Raw genomic sequence first — 18,015 nt, 5'->3', positions numbered from 1 at the left:
TTGTGTTTTGCGGCCAGACGCGCCGCCGTCTCCCCCGGTGGCGCTGCGCTTACCGGGGCTACAGTCCTGTAGCCCGGAAAAGGTGCGCAGCACCGGCTCCGGGGAAACCCCCTCCCTGCCAGCGCCATTCATTAACGCCCATCATGAGTAGAACCCGGCCCTGAACCGGTATTATTCAGGCAAGCCTTCCCTCGCTATATACGGTAAACTAATGCTGATTTTGCATCAGGAAGCCACTATGAACCTCTCCCTCAAACCCTGGAATACCTTTGGCATTAACCATTCTGCCAAAGCAATTGTACTTGCTGAAAATGAACAACAGTTGCTGGCTGCCTGGCAAGCCGCCGCTGCAGAACACCAACCTTGTCTGATCCTTGGAGAAGGAAGCAACGTTCTGTTCCTGAAAGACTATTCCGGCACGGTGATTATCAACCGCATCATGGGGATCGAGGTAAGCGAAACGTCAGAAGCCTGGCGTTTGCACGTTGGCGCCGGCGAAAACTGGCATCAACTGGTGCAATTTGCGCTGGAAAATGGAATGCCTGGGCTGGAAAACCTGGCCTTAATTCCTGGCTGCGCGGGGTCTTCACCAATTCAAAATATTGGTGCCTATGGCGTCGAACTGCAGCGAGTATGTGAATACGTAGACTGTATCGAACTTGAAACAGGTCGCAAGCAGCGCCTTTCTGCCACAGAGTGCCGTTTCGGCTATCGCGACAGTATTTTCAAACATGAATATCAGGATCGTTACGCGATAGTGGCTGTTGGACTACGGCTGAAAAAAGCGTGGCAGCCTGTCCTGACCTACGGTGATTTAACCCGTCTCGATGCGCAAACTGTTACCCCCCGCCAGGTGTTTGATGCGGTTTGCCATATGCGTATGACCAAGTTACCGGATCCGAAAGTAAATGGTAATGCCGGCAGCTTCTTTAAGAACCCGGTCGTCAGTGCTCAGGTTGCTCAGGAATTGCTGGCTGCATTCCCTGGCGCGCCACATTATCCACAGGCTGACGGCAGCGTTAAGCTGGCGGCTGGTTGGCTTATCGATCAGTGCCAGCTAAAAGGTAAAACTATCGGCGGGGCGGCAGTTCACCGTCAGCAGGCGTTGGTACTGATCAACGATAACCAGGCGACCAGCGATGATGTCGTAGGGTTAGCCCACTATGTCCGCCAGCAGGTTGGCGAGAAATTTAACGTTTGGCTACAGCCTGAAGTGCGCTTCATCGGAGAGCAGGGTGAAGTGAACGCGGAAGAGGTGATTGCATGAAAGACAATACCGTACCCCTGACGCTTATCTCTATTCTGGCGGATGGCGAGTTTCACTCTGGCGAACAGCTCGGCGAACGCCTGGGGATGAGCCGCGCGGCAATTAACAAGCATATGCAGACGCTCCGCGACTGGGGTGTTGATGTGTTTACCGTACCAGGGAAGGGCTATAGCCTCCCTGAGCCGATTGAATTGCTGGATGAGCAAAAGATTGCCGGCCAGATTGAACAAGGTCGTATTACCGTGCTGCCGGTAATTGACTCCACCAACCAGTATTTGCTGGATCGTCTGGACGAACTGGAGTCAGGTGATGCCTGTGTCGCTGAATATCAGCAGGCTGGTCGTGGCCGCCGCGGGCGTAAGTGGTTCTCACCGTTTGGGGCCAATCTTTATCTCTCCATGTACTGGCGTCTGGAGCAAGGCCCCGCAGCTGCGATTGGTTTGAGCCTGGTAATCGGTATTGTGATTGCGGAAGTACTGCAGAGCCTGGGGGCGGATAACGTTCGGGTCAAATGGCCGAATGATATCTATCTGCAGGACCGCAAGTTGTCCGGTATCCTGGTAGAACTGACAGGCAAAACCGGTGATGCCGCGCAGATCGTCAGCGGTGCTGGTATCAATCTCGTGATGCGCCGGGTTGAGTCTGATGTTGTCAATCAGGGGTGGATCAGCCTTCAGGAGGCGGGAGTCTTCATTGACCGTAACACCCTGACGGCGCGTCTGGTGAAAGCATTACGTAGCGGTTTGCAACTATTCGAGCAGGAAGGTTTAACACCTTACCTGCCACGTTGGGAAAAACTGGATAACTTTATCAATCGGCCGGTGAAGTTGATTATTGGAGATAAGGAAATATTTGGTATTTCTCGCGGAATTGATGCTCAAGGGGCATTATTACTCGAGCAGGACGGGGTAATTAAACCATGGGTTGGAGGCGAGATATCGCTGCGTAGCGCAGAATAAACAGAAGGGAGCTTGCGCTCCCTTTCTTATTTCCGTAGGCGAACTTGATCGACCGAGTGATTTGCGCTCTTCGTCATAATCAAGCTGGCACGCTCTCTAGTTGGTAATATATTTTCTTTTAAGTTCAGTAGGTTGATCTCATTCCATAATGAAGTGGCAATATTAACCGCTTCGTCTTTTGAAAGTTTGGCGTAATTATGGAAATAAGAATCCGGATCGGTAAAAGCTCCTTCACGGAATTTCAGGAAGCGATTGATATACCAGTTCTTTAATAAGTCTTCCGGCGCATCGACGTAAATAGAGAAATCGACAAAGTCAGAAACAAATACATGATGGGGATCGTGTGGATAATCCATTCCGCTCTGCAGAACGTTCAAACCTTCCAGAATAAGAATATCCGGTTGAGCAACGGTTTTATCGCCATCAGGAATAACATCATAAATCAGATGGGAATAGACCGGCGCGGTTGCGCTGGGTACGCCAGATTTCAGGTCAGAAACAAACTTCACCAGCCGATGCATATCATACGACTGCGGGAAGCCCTTTTTCTTCATCAGGCCGCGTTCCTTTAACACCGAGTTAGGATGTAAGAAGCCATCGGTAGTAATCAGTTCTACATGGCGATGTTCAGGCCAGCGGCTAAGCAGCGCCTGTAAAACACGCGCTGTAGTACTTTTACCAACCGCAACGCTACCTGCAATACTGATGATGTAAGGAATACGCTGGCCATTGGTGCCAAGAAATTGCTCAAGCACCGCCTGGCGACGGAGGTTGGAACTGATATAGAAATTGAGCAAACGTGACAGCGGCAAATAGATCTCGGCGACTTCTTCCAGCGAAAGATCTTCGTTGATGCCTTTTAACCGCGCGATTTCTTCCTCTGTCAGCGTCATCGGAACGGAATCACGAAGTGCAGCCCATTGGTTGCGGTTAAATTGTAGATAGGGTGTCATTAACGTCTGCTCTTTTTTGCTCATAAGCATGTTCTTACTATCACCGAAAAAGAGGTAGCGGTGATGCTTCACACTAGTTAATCAGGACAATGGGCAGGAGGGTAACACCAGAATGCCGGGAATAATAAGAAAAAAACTCATCGAAGGGCGCTTTCTCATAGCAGCATCACAAGTGATGAATAAGTAGAAAGAGGGGAGAAAGCGAGTCTGCTATCTTTGCAGGTTAGCGATCGCGCCTGCCACCAGGATTTCCAGGTGAAAAAACCGTCATTCTTGTATCTGACAGGCGCAGCGAAACAAATTCTGCGTTGAGGAATGCGCTTTTTTTGCACTCCATTGTTTGAAATTACACCGTTTTTTCGCGTAAGAGCACAAAATGTGAGCAAGAGAACGTTTTATGCAAATTTTTAGTTGCATGAACTCGCAGGTCTCCCTAGAATGCGCGCTACTTGATGCCGACTTAGCTCAGTAGGTAGAGCAACTGACTTGTAATCAGTAGGTCACCAGTTCGATTCCGGTAGTCGGCACCATAACAATTTGGGTGGGGTTCCCGAGCGGCCAAAGGGAGCAGACTGTAAATCTGCCGTCATCGACTTCGAAGGTTCGAATCCTTCCCCCACCACCACTTTCGGGCGACGCTTTGCGTAGCCGGAGTTGGTTGGGTAAACTAATCAGCTCAACATTAAAGAGAGCAATCTCTTTTTTGTTACAGAAAGAACTGGGTAGCCGAGTTTCAGGATGCGGGCATCGTATAATGGCTATTACCTCAGCCTTCCAAGCTGATGATGCGGGTTCGATTCCCGCTGCCCGCTCCAGACGTGCTGATATGGCTCAGTTGGTAGAGCGCACCCTTGGTAAGGGTGAGGTCCCCAGTTCGACTCTGGGTATCAGCACCACTTCTTTATCTCTCCTTCCCTGTTTCTCTCTGTTTATTGCATTCAACAAGTCGGGCATGTTGCCTGGTTGATGTGGTGATATCACCGATTTATCCGTGTCTTAGAGGGACAATCGATGTCTAAAGAAAAGTTTGAACGTACAAAACCGCACGTTAACGTCGGTACTATCGGCCACGTTGACCATGGTAAAACAACGCTGACCGCTGCAATCACTACCGTACTGGCTAAAACCTACGGCGGTGCTGCTCGCGCATTCGACCAGATCGATAACGCGCCGGAAGAAAAAGCTCGTGGTATCACCATCAACACTTCCCACGTTGAATATGACACCCCGACTCGCCACTACGCACACGTAGACTGCCCGGGCCACGCCGACTATGTTAAAAACATGATCACCGGTGCTGCTCAGATGGATGGCGCGATCCTGGTTGTTGCTGCGACTGACGGCCCGATGCCGCAGACTCGTGAGCACATCCTGCTGGGTCGTCAGGTAGGCGTTCCGTACATCATCGTGTTCCTGAACAAATGCGATATGGTTGATGACGAAGAGCTGCTGGAACTGGTTGAGATGGAAGTTCGTGAACTGCTGTCTCAGTACGATTTCCCGGGCGACGACACTCCGATCGTTCGTGGTTCTGCTCTGAAAGCGCTGGAAGGCGACGCAGAGTGGGAAGCGAAAATCATCGAACTGGCTGGCTTCCTGGATTCTTACATCCCGGAACCAGAGCGTGCGATTGACAAGCCGTTCCTGCTGCCGATCGAAGACGTATTCTCCATCTCCGGTCGTGGTACCGTTGTTACCGGTCGTGTAGAGCGCGGTATCATCAAAGTTGGTGAAGAAGTTGAAATCGTTGGTATCAAAGACACCGCGAAAACCACCTGTACTGGCGTTGAAATGTTCCGCAAACTGCTGGACGAAGGCCGTGCTGGTGAGAACGTAGGCGTTCTGCTGCGTGGTATCAAACGTGAAGAAATCGAACGTGGTCAGGTACTGGCTAAGCCGGGCAGCATCAAGCCGCACACCAAGTTCGAATCTGAAGTGTACATCCTGTCCAAAGATGAAGGCGGCCGTCATACTCCGTTCTTCAAAGGCTACCGTCCGCAGTTCTACTTCCGTACTACTGACGTGACTGGTACCATCGAACTGCCGGAAGGCGTAGAGATGGTAATGCCGGGCGACAACATCAAAATGGTTGTTACCCTGATCCACCCGATCGCGATGGACGACGGTCTGCGTTTCGCAATCCGTGAAGGCGGCCGTACCGTTGGCGCGGGCGTGGTTGCTAAAGTTCTCGGCTAATCGCTGATAACATTTGACGCAATGCGCAATAAAAGGGCATCATTTGATGCCCTTTTTGCACGCTTTCACACCAGAACCTGGCTCATCAGTGATTTTTTTTGTCATAATCATTGCTGAGACAGGCTCTGAAGAGGGCGTAAAGTCCGAAACGCAGCAGAGCATTTCGGTTTGGTCGCCTCGCATTTAACGCGGGGCGAAGATGTTTGTCTGAATTCTTGTGACAGGTTGGTTTATGAGTGCGAATACCGAAGCTCAAGGGAGCGGGCGCGGCCTGGAAGCGTTGAAGTGGGTTATCGTTGCCGTGCTGCTGATCGTAGCCATCGTAGGCAACTTCCTTTATCGCGACATTATGCTGGCGATCCGTGCGCTGGCCGTGGTGATTCTTATCGCTGCTGCCGGTGGCGTCGCTCTGTTAACGACAAAAGGTAAGGCGACTGTCGCCTTCGCCCGCGAAGCGAGAACCGAAGTCCGCAAAGTGATCTGGCCGACCCGCCAGGAAACGCTGCACACCACGCTGATTGTTGCTGCCGTAACTGCAGTAATGTCACTGATCCTGTGGGGACTGGATGGTATTCTGGTTCGCCTGGTATCCTTTATCACTGGCCTGAGGTTCTGAGATGTCTGAAGCTCCTAAAAAGCGCTGGTACGTCGTTCAGGCGTTTTCCGGTTTTGAAGGTCGCGTAGCTACTTCGCTGCGTGAACATATCAAATTACACAACATGGAAGAGTTGTTTGGCGAAGTCATGGTTCCGACCGAAGAAGTGGTTGAAATCCGTGGCGGCCAGCGTCGCAAAAGCGAACGCAAATTCTTCCCAGGCTACGTTCTGGTTCAGATGGTCATGAACGACGCGAGCTGGCACCTGGTGCGCAGCGTCCCGCGCGTGATGGGCTTCATCGGCGGTACTTCCGACCGTCCGGCGCCGATCAGCGACAAAGAAGTCGATGCCATCATGAACCGTCTGCAGCAGGTTGGCGATAAGCCGCGTCCGAAAACGCTGTTTGAACCGGGCGAAATGGTTCGCGTTAACGACGGTCCGTTTGCTGACTTTAACGGCGTTGTTGAAGAAGTGGACTACGAGAAGTCCCGCCTGAAAGTTTCCGTTTCTATCTTCGGTCGTGCGACTCCGGTAGAGCTGGACTTCGGTCAGGTTGAGAAGGCGTAAGCCGGCGATCAAAAAAGCAGCGATTTAATCGTTGCATAGGGCGCGAAATTGGAATACAATTTCGCGCCTTTTGTTTTTATGGGCCTGGCCCGTAAAACGATGTTTAATCACGGGGAGCTTCTCTGAAGCGTTAATACCCAATTCGAGGATTTAAGAATGGCTAAGAAAGTACAAGCCTACGTCAAGCTGCAGGTTGCAGCTGGTATGGCAAACCCGAGTCCGCCGGTTGGTCCAGCACTGGGTCAGCAGGGCGTTAACATCATGGAATTCTGCAAAGCGTTCAACGCAAAAACTGAATCCATGGAAAAAGGTCTGCCAATCCCGGTTGTTATCACCGTTTACGCTGACCGTTCTTTCACTTTCGTTACCAAAACTCCGCCGGCAGCAGTTCTGCTGAAAAAAGCGGCTGGTATCAAGTCCGGCTCCGGTAAGCCGAACAAAGAGAAAGTTGGTAAAATTTCCCGCGCTCAGCTGCAGGAAATCGCGCAGACCAAAGCTGCCGACATGACTGGTGCCGACATTGAAGCGATGACTCGCTCCATCGAAGGTACTGCACGTTCCATGGGCCTGGTAGTGGAGGACTAAGAAATGGCTAAACTGACCAAGCGCATGTCCGTGATTCGTGAGAAAGTTGATGCAACTAAACAGTACGACATCAACGAAGCCATCTCTCTGCTGAAAGAACTGGCGACCGCTAAGTTCGTTGAAAGCGTTGACGTTGCTGTAAACCTGGGCATCGATGCTCGTAAATCTGACCAGAACGTACGTGGTGCAACTGTACTGCCGCACGGTACTGGCCGTTCTGTTCGCGTTGCCGTATTTGCACAGGGCCCGAACGCTGAAGCTGCTAAAGCTGCAGGCGCCGAGCTGGTAGGTATGGAAGATCTGGCTGACCAGATCAAGAAAGGCGAAATGAACTTTGACGTTGTTATTGCTTCCCCGGATGCAATGCGCGTTGTTGGCCAGCTGGGCCAGGTTCTGGGCCCGCGCGGCCTGATGCCAAACCCGAAAGTTGGTACCGTAACTCCTAACGTTGCTGAAGCGGTTAAGAACGCTAAAGCAGGTCAGGTTCGTTATCGTAACGACAAAAACGGCATCATCCACACCACCATCGGTAAAGTGGACTTTGACGCTGACAAACTGAAAGAAAACCTGGAAGCTCTGCTGGTTGCGCTGAAAAAAGCAAAACCGACTCAGGCTAAAGGCGTGTACATCAAGAAAGTTAGCATCTCCACCACCATGGGTGCAGGTGTTGCAGTAGATCAGGCTGGCCTGAACGCTTCTGCAAACTAATGCCTTTACGTGGGCGGTGATTTTGTCTACAATCTTACCCCCACGATTCTGTCAATAAGACAGACGCTATGCGAGTCATTTGAATTGCAGCAAGGCAGCAATCGAGTGAATCACCGGGAGTGTAGTTAACTACATGACCGGTGTGAACGAGAGCAGCTAACGCCGCTGCGGTTCGAAGGACGAAGTCATAGGAAGAATTTGTTCGTTGGAGCCTGGCCTATCCAGGCCTCCGTCGAAGACCGCAGGTGTTTCGTAAGAAACTTAATCCCCTGCGTAGACGGTGACAGAACGCTAAGATTATTTTTTGGATACTCTGGCTTGTTTCTGCTCACCGTATTAAGACGCTCTATTCGTTGAATAGAGTGAAGTGAGTTCCAGAGCATAAGCTCTGGCAAACATCCAGGAGCAAAGCTAATGGCTTTAAATCTTCAAGACAAACAAGCGATTGTTGCTGAAGTCAGCGAAGTAGCCAAAGGCGCGCTGTCTGCAGTAGTTGCGGATTCCCGTGGCGTAACTGTAGATAAAATGACTGAACTGCGTAAAGCAGGTCGTGAAGCTGGCGTTTACATGCGTGTTGTTCGTAACACCCTGCTGCGCCGCGTCGTTGAAGGTACTCCGTTCGAGTGCCTGAAAGACACGTTTGTTGGTCCGACCCTGATTGCATACTCTATGGAACACCCGGGCGCTGCTGCTCGTCTGTTCAAAGAGTTCGCGAAAGCGAATGCAAAATTTGAGGTCAAAGCCGCTGCCTTTGAAGGTGAGCTGATCCCGGCGTCGCAAATCGACCGCCTGGCAACTCTGCCGACCTACGAAGAAGCAATTGCACGCCTGATGGCAACCATGAAAGAAGCTTCGGCTGGCAAACTGGTTCGTACTCTGGCTGCTGTACGCGATGCGAAAGAAGCTGCTTAATCGCAGTTATCTTTGTAAAGCACTCGCTTACGTATAAACTTATTCTGATATTCAGGAACAATTTAAATGTCTATCACTAAAGATCAAATCATTGAAGCAGTATCCGCTATGTCCGTAATGGACGTTGTTGAGCTGATCTCTGCAATGGAAGAAAAATTCGGTGTTTCCGCTGCTGCTGCTGTAGCTGTAGCTGCTGGCCCGGCTGAAGCTGCTGAAGAAAAAACTGAATTCGACGTAATTCTGAAAGCTGCTGGCGCTAACAAAGTTGCTGTTATCAAAGCAGTACGTGGCGCGACTGGCCTGGGTCTGAAAGAAGCTAAAGACCTGGTAGAATCTGCACCGGCTGCACTGAAAGAAGGCATCAGCAAAGACGACGCTGAAGCTCTGAAAAAATCTCTGGAAGAAGCTGGCGCTGAAGTTGAAGTTAAATAAGCCAACCCTTCCGGTTGCAGCCTGAGAAATTAGGCTGAGGCTGGTGACTTTTTAGTCACCAGCCTTTTTGCGCTGTAAGGCGCCAGTAGCATTTCACACTGTTTGACTGCTGGTTTGCCTCACAATGCTTGTTTCTATCGACGACTTAATATACTGCGACAGGTTAGGGTTCCTGGGCTGTGTAAATCGCAATGAAATGGTTTAAGCGTGATAGCAACAGGCATTGCGGAAAGTGTTCCATTTTCCGGTCAACAAAATAGTGTTGCATAAAAAACTGCCCTTTCCGGGCAGATGGGTCGACTTGTCAGCGAGCTGAGGAACCCTATGGTTTACTCCTATACCGAGAAAAAACGTATTCGTAAGGATTTTGGTAAACGTCCACAAGTTCTGGATGTGCCTTATCTCCTTTCTATCCAGCTTGACTCGTTCCAGAAGTTTATCGAGCAAGATCCTGAAGGGCAGTATGGTCTGGAAGCAGCCTTCCGTTCCGTATTCCCGATTCAGAGCTACAGCGGTAATTCAGAGCTGCAATACGTCAGCTACCGTCTGGGCGAACCTGTTTTTGATGTTAAAGAATGTCAGATCCGTGGCGTGACGTATTCCGCACCGCTGCGTGTGAAACTGCGTCTGGTGATCTACGAGCGCGAAGCGCCGGAAGGCACCGTTAAAGACATTAAAGAACAAGAAGTCTACATGGGCGAAATCCCGCTCATGACCGACAACGGTACCTTCGTTATCAACGGTACCGAGCGTGTTATCGTTTCTCAGCTGCACCGTAGCCCGGGCGTCTTCTTTGACAGTGACAAAGGTAAGACTCACTCTTCCGGTAAGGTCCTGTATAACGCACGTATCATTCCTTACCGTGGTTCCTGGCTGGACTTCGAATTCGACCCGAAAGACAACCTGTTCGTTCGTATCGACCGTCGTCGTAAACTGCCTGCAACCATCATTCTGCGCGCGCTGAATTACACCACTGAGCAGATCCTTGACCTGTTCTTCGAGAAAGTGGTCTTTGAAATTCGCGACAACAAGCTGCAGATGGAGCTGGTACCGGAGCGTCTGCGCGGTGAAACCGCCTCCTTCGATATCGAAGCCAACGGTAAAGTGTACGTTGAGAAAGGCCGTCGTATTACCGCGCGCCATATTCGCCAGCTGGAAAAAGACGATATCAAACATATCGAAGTTCCGGTTGAGTACATCGCGGGTAAAGTTGCTTCTAAAGACTACATCGACGAAGCGACCGGCGAACTGATCTGCCCGGCGAACATGGAGCTGAGCCTGGATCTGCTGGCTAAACTGAGCCAGTCCGGCCACAAGCGTATCGAAACGCTGTTCACCAACGATCTGGACCACGGTCCGTACATTTCTGAAACTGTACGCGTCGACCCAACCAACGATCGTCTGAGCGCGCTGGTAGAAATCTACCGCATGATGCGCCCGGGTGAGCCGCCGACTCGTGAAGCGGCTGAAAGCCTGTTTGAGAACCTGTTCTTCTCCGAAGACCGCTACGATCTGTCCGCGGTTGGTCGTATGAAGTTCAACCGTTCTCTGCTGCGCGACGAAATCGAAGGTTCCGGTATCCTGAGCAAAGACGACATCATCGAAGTGATGAAGAAGCTCATCGATATCCGTAACGGTAAAGGCGAAGTCGATGATATCGACCACCTCGGCAACCGTCGTATCCGTTCCGTTGGCGAAATGGCGGAAAACCAGTTCCGCGTTGGCCTGGTGCGTGTAGAGCGTGCGGTTAAAGAGCGTCTGTCTCTGGGCGATCTGGATACCCTGATGCCTCAGGATATGATCAACGCCAAGCCGATTTCCGCAGCAGTGAAAGAGTTCTTTGGTTCCAGCCAGCTGTCCCAGTTTATGGACCAGAACAACCCGCTGTCTGAGATTACGCACAAACGTCGTATCTCCGCACTCGGCCCAGGCGGTCTGACCCGTGAACGCGCAGGCTTCGAAGTTCGAGACGTACACCCGACTCACTATGGTCGCGTATGTCCAATCGAAACGCCTGAAGGTCCGAACATCGGTCTGATCAACTCCCTGTCCGTATACGCACAGACTAACGAATACGGTTTCCTTGAGACCCCGTATCGTAAAGTGACCGACGGTGTTGTTACCGACGAAATTCATTACCTGTCTGCTATCGAAGAAGGTAACTACGTCATCGCTCAGGCGAACTCCAACCTGGATGACGAAGGCCACTTTGTTGAAGATCTGGTTACCTGCCGTAGTAAAGGCGAATCCAGCTTGTTCAGCCGCGACCAGGTTGACTACATGGACGTATCCACCCAGCAGGTGGTATCCGTCGGTGCGTCCCTGATCCCGTTCCTGGAACACGATGACGCCAACCGTGCATTGATGGGTGCGAACATGCAACGTCAGGCGGTTCCGACTCTGCGCGCTGATAAGCCGCTGGTTGGTACCGGTATGGAACGTGCTGTTGCCGTTGACTCCGGTGTTACTGCGGTGGCTAAACGTGGCGGTACCGTTCAGTACGTGGATGCTTCCCGTATCGTTATCAAAGTTAACGAAGACGAGATGTACCCGGGCGAAGCAGGTATCGACATCTATAACCTGACCAAGTACACCCGTTCTAACCAGAACACCTGCATCAACCAGATGCCTTGCGTGTCCCTGGGTGAACCAATTGAACGCGGCGACGTCCTGGCCGACGGCCCGTCCACCGACCTCGGTGAACTGGCGCTGGGTCAGAACATGCGCGTAGCGTTCATGCCGTGGAACGGCTACAACTTCGAAGACTCCATCCTCGTATCCGAGCGTGTTGTCCAGGAAGACCGTTTCACCACCATCCACATTCAGGAACTGGCATGCGTGTCCCGTGACACCAAGCTGGGGCCGGAAGAGATCACCGCTGACATCCCGAACGTGGGTGAAGCCGCGCTCTCTAAACTGGATGAATCCGGTATCGTTTATATCGGTGCGGAAGTGACCGGCGGCGACATTCTGGTTGGTAAGGTAACCCCGAAAGGTGAAACCCAGCTGACTCCGGAAGAGAAACTGCTGCGCGCGATCTTCGGTGAGAAAGCGTCTGACGTTAAAGACTCTTCTCTGCGCGTACCGAACGGTGTCTCTGGTACCGTTATCGACGTTCAGGTGTTTACCCGTGACGGCGTAGAAAAAGACAAGCGTGCTCTTGAGATCGAAGAGATGCAGCTGAAGCAGGCTAAAAAAGACCTGTCTGAAGAACTGCAGATCCTCGAAGCTGGTCTGTTCAGCCGTATCTACGCTGTGTTGGTTGCCGGTGGCGTTGAAGCTGACAAGCTCGACAAACTGCCGCGCGATCGCTGGCTGGAACTGGGCCTGACCGACGAAGAGAAACAAAATCAGCTGGAGCAACTGGCTGAGCAGTATGACGAACTGAAACACGAGTTCGAGAAAAAACTCGAAGCGAAACGCCGTAAAATCACTCAAGGCGACGATCTGGCACCGGGCGTGCTGAAGATTGTTAAGGTATACCTGGCCGTTAAACGCCGTATCCAGCCTGGTGATAAGATGGCGGGTCGTCACGGTAACAAGGGTGTTATCTCTAAGATCAACCCGATCGAAGATATGCCGCACGATGCTAACGGTACGCCGGTAGATATCGTACTGAACCCGCTGGGCGTACCGTCTCGTATGAACATCGGTCAGATCCTGGAAACTCACCTGGGTATGGCTGCGAAAGGCATCGGCGATAAGATCAACGCCATGCTGAAACAGCAGCAAGAAGTCGCGAAACTGCGCGAATTCATCCAGCGTGCTTACGATCTGGGCGCTGACGTTCGCCAGAAAGTTGACCTGAATACCTTCAGCGATGAAGAAGTTCTGCGTCTGGCTGAAAACCTGCGTAAAGGCATGCCAATCGCAACGCCGGTATTCGACGGTGCGAAAGAAGCTGAAATCAAAGAGCTGCTGCAGCTGGGCGACCTGCCGACTTCCGGTCAGATCACTCTGTTTGACGGCCGCACCGGTGAACAGTTCGAACGTCCGGTAACCGTAGGTTACATGTACATGCTGAAACTGAACCACCTGGTCGACGACAAAATGCACGCTCGTTCCACCGGTTCTTACAGCCTGGTTACTCAGCAGCCGCTGGGTGGTAAGGCGCAGTTCGGTGGTCAGCGCTTCGGTGAGATGGAAGTGTGGGCGCTGGAAGCATACGGCGCGGCCTACACCCTGCAGGAAATGCTCACCGTTAAGTCTGATGACGTGAACGGTCGTACCAAGATGTATAAAAACATCGTGGACGGCAACCACCAGATGGAACCGGGCATGCCGGAATCCTTCAACGTACTGTTGAAAGAAATCCGCTCGCTGGGCATCAACATCGAACTGGAAGACGAGTAACTCTCGCTCAAACAGGTCACTGGTGCCGGGGTAAAACCCGGCGCCAGATTGTGCTAACTCCGACGGGAGCAAATCCGTGAAAGACTTATTAAAGTTTCTGAAAGCGCAAACTAAAACCGAAGAGTTTGATGCGATCAAAATTGCTCTGGCATCGCCAGACATGATCCGTTCATGGTCTTTCGGTGAAGTTAAAAAGCCGGAAACCATTAACTACCGTACGTTCAAGCCAGAACGTGACGGTCTGTTCTGCGCTCGTATTTTCGGGCCAGTAAAAGACTATGAGTGCCTGTGCGGTAAGTACAAGCGCCTGAAACACCGTGGTGTTATCTGTGAGAAGTGCGGCGTTGAAGTGACCCAGACCAAAGTGCGTCGTGAGCGCATGGGCCACATCGAGCTGGCGTCTCCGACTGCCCACATCTGGTTCCTGAAGTCTCTGCCGTCCCGTATCGGTCTGCTGCTGGATATGCCGCTGCGTGATATCGAACGCGTACTGTACTTTGAATCTTATGTTGTTATCGAAGGTGGCATGACCAACCTCGAACGCAACCAGATTCTGACTGAAGAGCAGTACCTGGACGCGCTGGAAGAGTTCGGTGACGAATTCGACGCGAAGATGGGCGCCGAAGCTATTCAGGCCCTGCTGAAAAGCATGGACCTGGAGCAAGAGTGCGAGCAGCTGCGTGAAGAGCTGAACGAAACCAACTCCGAAACCAAGCGTAAAAAGCTGACCAAGCGCATTAAGCTGCTGGAAGCGTTCGTTCAATCTGGCAACAAGCCGGAGTGGATGATCCTGACCGTTCTGCCGGTTCTGCCGCCAGATCTGCGTCCGCTGGTTCCGCTGGATGGCGGTCGTTTTGCGACTTCTGACCTGAACGATCTGTATCGTCGCGTCATTAACCGTAACAACCGTCTGAAACGTCTGCTTGATCTGGCTGCGCCGGACATCATCGTTCGCAACGAAAAACGTATGCTGCAGGAAGCGGTCGACGCCCTGCTGGATAACGGTCGTCGCGGTCGTGCGATCACCGGTTCTAACAAACGTCCTCTGAAATCTTTGGCCGATATGATCAAAGGTAAACAGGGTCGTTTCCGTCAGAACCTGCTCGGTAAGCGTGTAGACTACTCCGGTCGTTCTGTAATCACCGTAGGTCCATACCTGCGTCTGCATCAGTGCGGTCTGCCGAAGAAAATGGCGCTGGAGCTGTTCAAACCGTTCATCTACGGCAAGCTGGAACTGCGTGGCCTGGCCACCACCATCAAAGCCGCTAAGAAAATGGTTGAGCGCGAAGAAGCCGTCGTTTGGGATATCCTGGACGAAGTTATCCGCGAACACCCGGTACTGCTGAACCGTGCGCCAACACTGCACCGTTTGGGTATTCAGGCGTTCGAACCGGTTCTGATCGAAGGTAAAGCTATTCAGCTGCACCCGCTGGTTTGTGCGGCATATAACGCCGACTTCGATGGTGACCAGATGGCTGTTCACGTACCGCTGACGCTGGAAGCCCAGCTGGAAGCGCGTGCGCTGATGATGTCTACCAACAACATCCTGTCCCCGGCGAACGGCGAACCAATCATCGTTCCGTCTCAGGACGTTGTACTGGGTCTGTACTACATGACCCGTGACTGTGTTAACGCCAAAGGCGAAGGCATGGTGCTGACTGGCCCGAAAGAAGCGGAGCGTATTTATCGCGCCGGTCTGGCCTCTCTGCATGCGCGCGTTAAAGTGCGTATCACCGAATACGAAAAAGACGACAATGGTGAATTCGTCGCGAAGACCAGCCTGAAAGACACGACCATTGGCCGTGCCATTCTGTGGATGATCGTACCGAAAGGTCTGCCGTTCTCTATCGTGAACCAGGCGCTCGGTAAGAAAGCGATCTCCAAGATGCTGAACACCTGTTACCGTATTCTGGGTCTGAAACCGACCGTTATTTTTGCGGACCAGACGATGTACACCGGCTTTGCTTATGCAGCGCGTTCAGGTGCGTCCGTTGGTATCGATGACATGGTCATCCCGGAGAAAAAATACGAAATCATCAGCGAAGCGGAAGCTGAAGTTGCTGAGATTCAGGAACAGTTCCAGTCTGGTCTGGTTACTGCGGGCGAACGCTACAACAAAGTTATCGATATCTGGGCTGCGGCGAACGATCGTGTATCCAAAGCGATGATGGATAACCTGCAAACCGAAACCGTTATTAACCGTGACGGCCAGGAAGAACAGCAGGTTTCCTTCAACAGCATCTACATGATGGCCGACTCCGGTGCGCGTGGTTCTGCGGCACAGATTCGTCAGCTGGCTGGTATGCGTGGTCTGATGGCGAAGCCGGATGGCTCCATCATCGAAACGCCGATCACCGCGAACTTCCGTGAAGGTCTGAACGTACTCCAGTACTTCATCTCCACCCACGGTGCTCGTAAAGGTCTGGCGGATACCGCACTGAAGACAGCGAACTCCGGTTACCTGACTCGTCGTCTGGTTGACGTTGCGCAGGACCTGGTTGTTACTGAAGACGACTGCGGCACCCTGGAAGGCATCACCATGACGCCGGTTATCGAAGGTGGCGACGTTAAAGAGCCGCTGCGCGATCGCGTACTGGGTCGTGTGACTGCTGAAGACGTTCTGAAGCCGGGTACCGCGGACATTCTGGTTCCACGCAACACGCTGCTGCACGAGCACTGGTGTGACCTGCTGGAAGAGAACTCCGTTGACTCCGTCAAAGTTCGTTCCGTTGTATCCTGTGACACCGACTTTGGTGTATGTGCGCACTGCTACGGTCGTGACCTGGCGCGTGGCCACATCATCAACAAAGGTGAGGCTATCGGCGTTATCGCGGCACAGTCCATCGGTGAGCCGGGTACACAGCTGACGATGCGTACGTTCCACATCGGTGGTGCGGCATCTCGTGCGGCTGCTGAATCCAGCATCCAGGTGAAAAACAAAGGTAGCATCCGTCTGAGCAACGCGAAGTCGGTTGTGAACTCCAGCGGTAAACTGGTTATCACCTCTCGTAACACCGAACTGAAGCTGATCGACGAATTCGGTCGTACGAAAGAAAGCTATAAAGTACCTTACGGTTCCGTTATGGCGAAAGGCGACGGCGAACAGGTTGCTGGCGGTGAAACCGTTGCAAACTGGGATCCGCATACCATGCCGGTTATCACCGAAGTGAGTGGTTTCGTCCGCTTCACTGACATGATCGACGGCCAGACCATTACTCGTCAGACCGACGAGCTGACCGGTCTGTCTTCGCTGGTGGTTCTGGATTCCGCAGAACGTACCTCCGGTGGTAAAGATCTGCGTCCGGCGCTGAAAATTGTTGATGCTCAGGGCAACGACGTTCTGATCCCAGGCACCGATATGCCTGCTCAGTACTTCCTGCCGGGTAAAGCGATTGTTCAGCTGGAAGATGGCGTACAGATCAGCTCTGGTGACACCCTGGCCCGTGTTCCGCAGGAATCTGGCGGTACCAAGGACATCACCGGTGGTCTGCCGCGCGTTGCGGATCTGTTCGAAGCACGTCGTCCGAAAGAGCCGGCAATCCTGGCTGAAATCAGCGGCATCATTTCCTTCGGTAAAGAAACCAAAGGGAAACGTCGTCTGGTTATCACCCCGGTAGACGGTAGCGAACCGTACGAAGAGATGATTCCGAAATGGCGTCAGCTGAACGTGTTCGAAGGTGAACGTGTAGAACGTGGTGACGTGGTTTCCGACGGTCCGGAAGCGCCGCACGACATTCTGCGTCTTCGTGGCGTACACGCGGTAACGCGTTACATCACCAACGAAGTGCAGGACGTTTATCGTCTGCAAGGCGTTAAGATTAACGATAAGCACATTGAAGTTATCGTTCGTCAGATGCTGCGTAAAGCGACCATCGAAAGTGCTGGTAGCTCCGACTTCCTCGAAGGCGAGCAGGTTGAATACTCCCGCGTTAAGATCGCTAACCGCGAGCTTGAAGCGAATGGCAAAGTTGCGGCAACCTATTCCCGTGACCTGCTGGGTATCACCAAAGCGTCTCTGGCAACCGAGTCCTTCATCTCCGCGGCCTCGTTCCAGGAGACCACTCGCGTGCTGACCGAAGCAGCCGTTGCGGGCAAACGCGACGAACTGCGCGGTCTGAAAGAGAACGTCATCGTGGGTCGTCTGATCCCGGCGGGTACCGGTTATGCGTACCACCAGGATCGTATGCGCCGTCGCGCAGCGGGCGAACAGCCGGCTGCGCCGCAGGTGAGCGTAGAAGAAGCGTCTGCCAACCTGGCAGAACTGCTGAACGCAGGCCTGGGCGGTTCTGACAACGATTAATCGTTGATGCGCTAAGCGCTTAAAAGCCAGTCAGGTTTCCTGACTGGCTTTTTTATTACCTGTCGATTTATCTCACCTAAAATAAATTACATTTATTTAATGTAATTGCCGCAATTAATTAGCAAATTAAACATGCCTGGTAATTATCAATTTGCTATTTCTTTATGCCATCACTAATCGATGGATA

The 18,015-nt window shown here is 52.2% G+C and carries 12 protein-coding genes and 4 tRNA genes; 15 read left to right on the top strand and 1 reads right to left on the bottom strand.

Annotated elements, in window-relative coordinates; all coding sequences use genetic code 11:
• The first annotated feature begins 211 nt into the window (after positions 1–211).
• Together murB and birA are read left to right on the top strand one after the other, a co-directional pair.
• Entirely contained in the window at positions 212–1,267 is a 1,056-nt protein-coding gene (gene murB / locus PGS10_RS24795) for a UDP-N-acetylmuramate dehydrogenase (RefSeq protein ID WP_316423621.1), read from the top strand.
• The gene (gene birA, locus PGS10_RS24790; RefSeq protein WP_045398335.1) at positions 1,264–2,226 is read left to right on the top strand and encodes a bifunctional biotin--[acetyl-CoA-carboxylase] ligase/biotin operon repressor BirA; all 963 of its coding nucleotides are present in this window, start codon (positions 1,264–1,266) and stop codon (positions 2,224–2,226) included. The genes murB and birA overlap by 4 nt, the downstream gene beginning before the upstream one ends.
• Before the next feature lie 26 nt (positions 2,227–2,252).
• On the opposite strand, the gene coaA is transcribed toward birA, so the two are convergent.
• Positions 2,253–3,203 carry a type I pantothenate kinase gene (gene coaA / locus PGS10_RS24785; protein WP_045398338.1) on the bottom strand — a complete coding sequence of 317 codons (951 nt, stop codon included), beginning with the start codon at positions 3,201–3,203 and terminating at the stop codon, positions 2,253–2,255.
• Positions 3,204–3,633: 430 nt separating this feature from the next.
• Here coaA and PGS10_RS24780 point away from each other — a divergent pair.
• From PGS10_RS24780 to rpoC, 13 genes are all read left to right on the top strand, one after another.
• Positions 3,634–3,709: transfer RNA gene (locus PGS10_RS24780), tRNA-Thr, on the top strand.
• A gap of 10 nt (positions 3,710–3,719) precedes the next feature.
• Positions 3,720–3,804, top strand: a tRNA-Tyr gene (locus PGS10_RS24775).
• 115 nt (positions 3,805–3,919) lie between these two features.
• Positions 3,920–3,994 (top strand) — tRNA-Gly (locus tag PGS10_RS24770).
• Positions 3,995–3,999: 5 nt separating this feature from the next.
• Positions 4,000–4,075: transfer RNA gene (locus tag PGS10_RS24765), tRNA-Thr, on the top strand.
• Between the two features lie 115 nt (positions 4,076–4,190).
• A complete protein-coding gene (tuf, locus tag PGS10_RS24760) occupies positions 4,191–5,375 on the top strand; it encodes an elongation factor Tu (protein WP_015368828.1) in 1,185 nt (394 codons plus the stop codon).
• 232 nt (positions 5,376–5,607) lie between these two features.
• Positions 5,608–5,991, top strand: coding sequence for a preprotein translocase subunit SecE (gene secE / locus PGS10_RS24755; RefSeq protein WP_015368827.1), 384 nt, complete (start codon positions 5,608–5,610; stop codon positions 5,989–5,991).
• Between the two features lies 1 nt (position 5,992).
• Complete coding sequence (gene nusG / locus PGS10_RS24750) at positions 5,993–6,538, top strand: transcription termination/antitermination protein NusG (protein WP_007665882.1); 546 nt, start codon at positions 5,993–5,995, stop codon at positions 6,536–6,538.
• 156 nt (positions 6,539–6,694) lie between these two features.
• Positions 6,695–7,123 (top strand): 50S ribosomal protein L11, encoded by a 429-nt coding sequence (rplK, locus tag PGS10_RS24745; RefSeq protein WP_020079906.1) that lies wholly within the window; start codon positions 6,695–6,697, stop codon positions 7,121–7,123.
• 3 nt (positions 7,124–7,126) lie between these two features.
• Positions 7,127–7,831: a 50S ribosomal protein L1 gene (gene rplA / locus PGS10_RS24740; protein WP_015368826.1), complete on the top strand. Its 705-nt coding sequence runs from the start codon at positions 7,127–7,129 to the stop codon at positions 7,829–7,831.
• A 414-nt stretch (positions 7,832–8,245) separates the two neighbouring features.
• A complete protein-coding gene (gene rplJ, locus PGS10_RS24735) occupies positions 8,246–8,743 on the top strand; it encodes a 50S ribosomal protein L10 (RefSeq protein WP_004097644.1) in 498 nt (165 codons plus the stop codon).
• Positions 8,744–8,809: 66 nt separating this feature from the next.
• Positions 8,810–9,175, top strand: coding sequence for a 50S ribosomal protein L7/L12 (gene rplL / locus PGS10_RS24730; RefSeq protein WP_003033114.1), 366 nt, complete (start codon positions 8,810–8,812; stop codon positions 9,173–9,175).
• Between the two features lie 324 nt (positions 9,176–9,499).
• Entirely contained in the window at positions 9,500–13,528 is a 4,029-nt protein-coding gene (rpoB, locus tag PGS10_RS24725) for a DNA-directed RNA polymerase subunit beta (RefSeq protein ID WP_015704004.1), read from the top strand.
• A gap of 76 nt (positions 13,529–13,604) precedes the next feature.
• Positions 13,605–17,828 (top strand): DNA-directed RNA polymerase subunit beta', encoded by a 4,224-nt coding sequence (gene rpoC, locus PGS10_RS24720; RefSeq protein ID WP_045397360.1) that lies wholly within the window; start codon positions 13,605–13,607, stop codon positions 17,826–17,828.
• Positions 17,829–18,015: the final 187 nt, after the last annotated feature.

The sequence above is a fragment of the Klebsiella sp. 141153 genome (assembly GCF_032601995.1).
In the GTDB taxonomy this organism is placed as follows: domain Bacteria; phylum Pseudomonadota; class Gammaproteobacteria; order Enterobacterales; family Enterobacteriaceae; genus Klebsiella; species Klebsiella aerogenes.
This window is presented reverse-complemented; position numbering and strand designations above follow the sequence as displayed.

Coding starts and splice junctions, on each gene's coding strand:
- rplA (WP_015368826.1), top strand. CDS start 7,127: ATGGCTAAACTGACCAAGCGCATGTCCGTGATTCGTGAGAAAGTTGAT.
- coaA (WP_045398338.1), bottom strand. CDS start 3,203: ATGAGCAAAAAAGAGCAGACGTTAATGACACCCTATCTACAATTTAAC.
- murB (WP_316423621.1), top strand. CDS start 212: ATGCTGATTTTGCATCAGGAAGCCACTATGAACCTCTCCCTCAAACCC.
- tuf (WP_015368828.1), top strand. CDS start 4,191: ATGTCTAAAGAAAAGTTTGAACGTACAAAACCGCACGTTAACGTCGGT.
- secE (WP_015368827.1), top strand. CDS start 5,608: ATGAGTGCGAATACCGAAGCTCAAGGGAGCGGGCGCGGCCTGGAAGCG.
- nusG (WP_007665882.1), top strand. CDS start 5,993: ATGTCTGAAGCTCCTAAAAAGCGCTGGTACGTCGTTCAGGCGTTTTCC.
- rplJ (WP_004097644.1), top strand. CDS start 8,246: ATGGCTTTAAATCTTCAAGACAAACAAGCGATTGTTGCTGAAGTCAGC.
- rplL (WP_003033114.1), top strand. CDS start 8,810: ATGTCTATCACTAAAGATCAAATCATTGAAGCAGTATCCGCTATGTCC.
- rplK (WP_020079906.1), top strand. CDS start 6,695: ATGGCTAAGAAAGTACAAGCCTACGTCAAGCTGCAGGTTGCAGCTGGT.
- rpoB (WP_015704004.1), top strand. CDS start 9,500: ATGGTTTACTCCTATACCGAGAAAAAACGTATTCGTAAGGATTTTGGT.
- birA (WP_045398335.1), top strand. CDS start 1,264: ATGAAAGACAATACCGTACCCCTGACGCTTATCTCTATTCTGGCGGAT.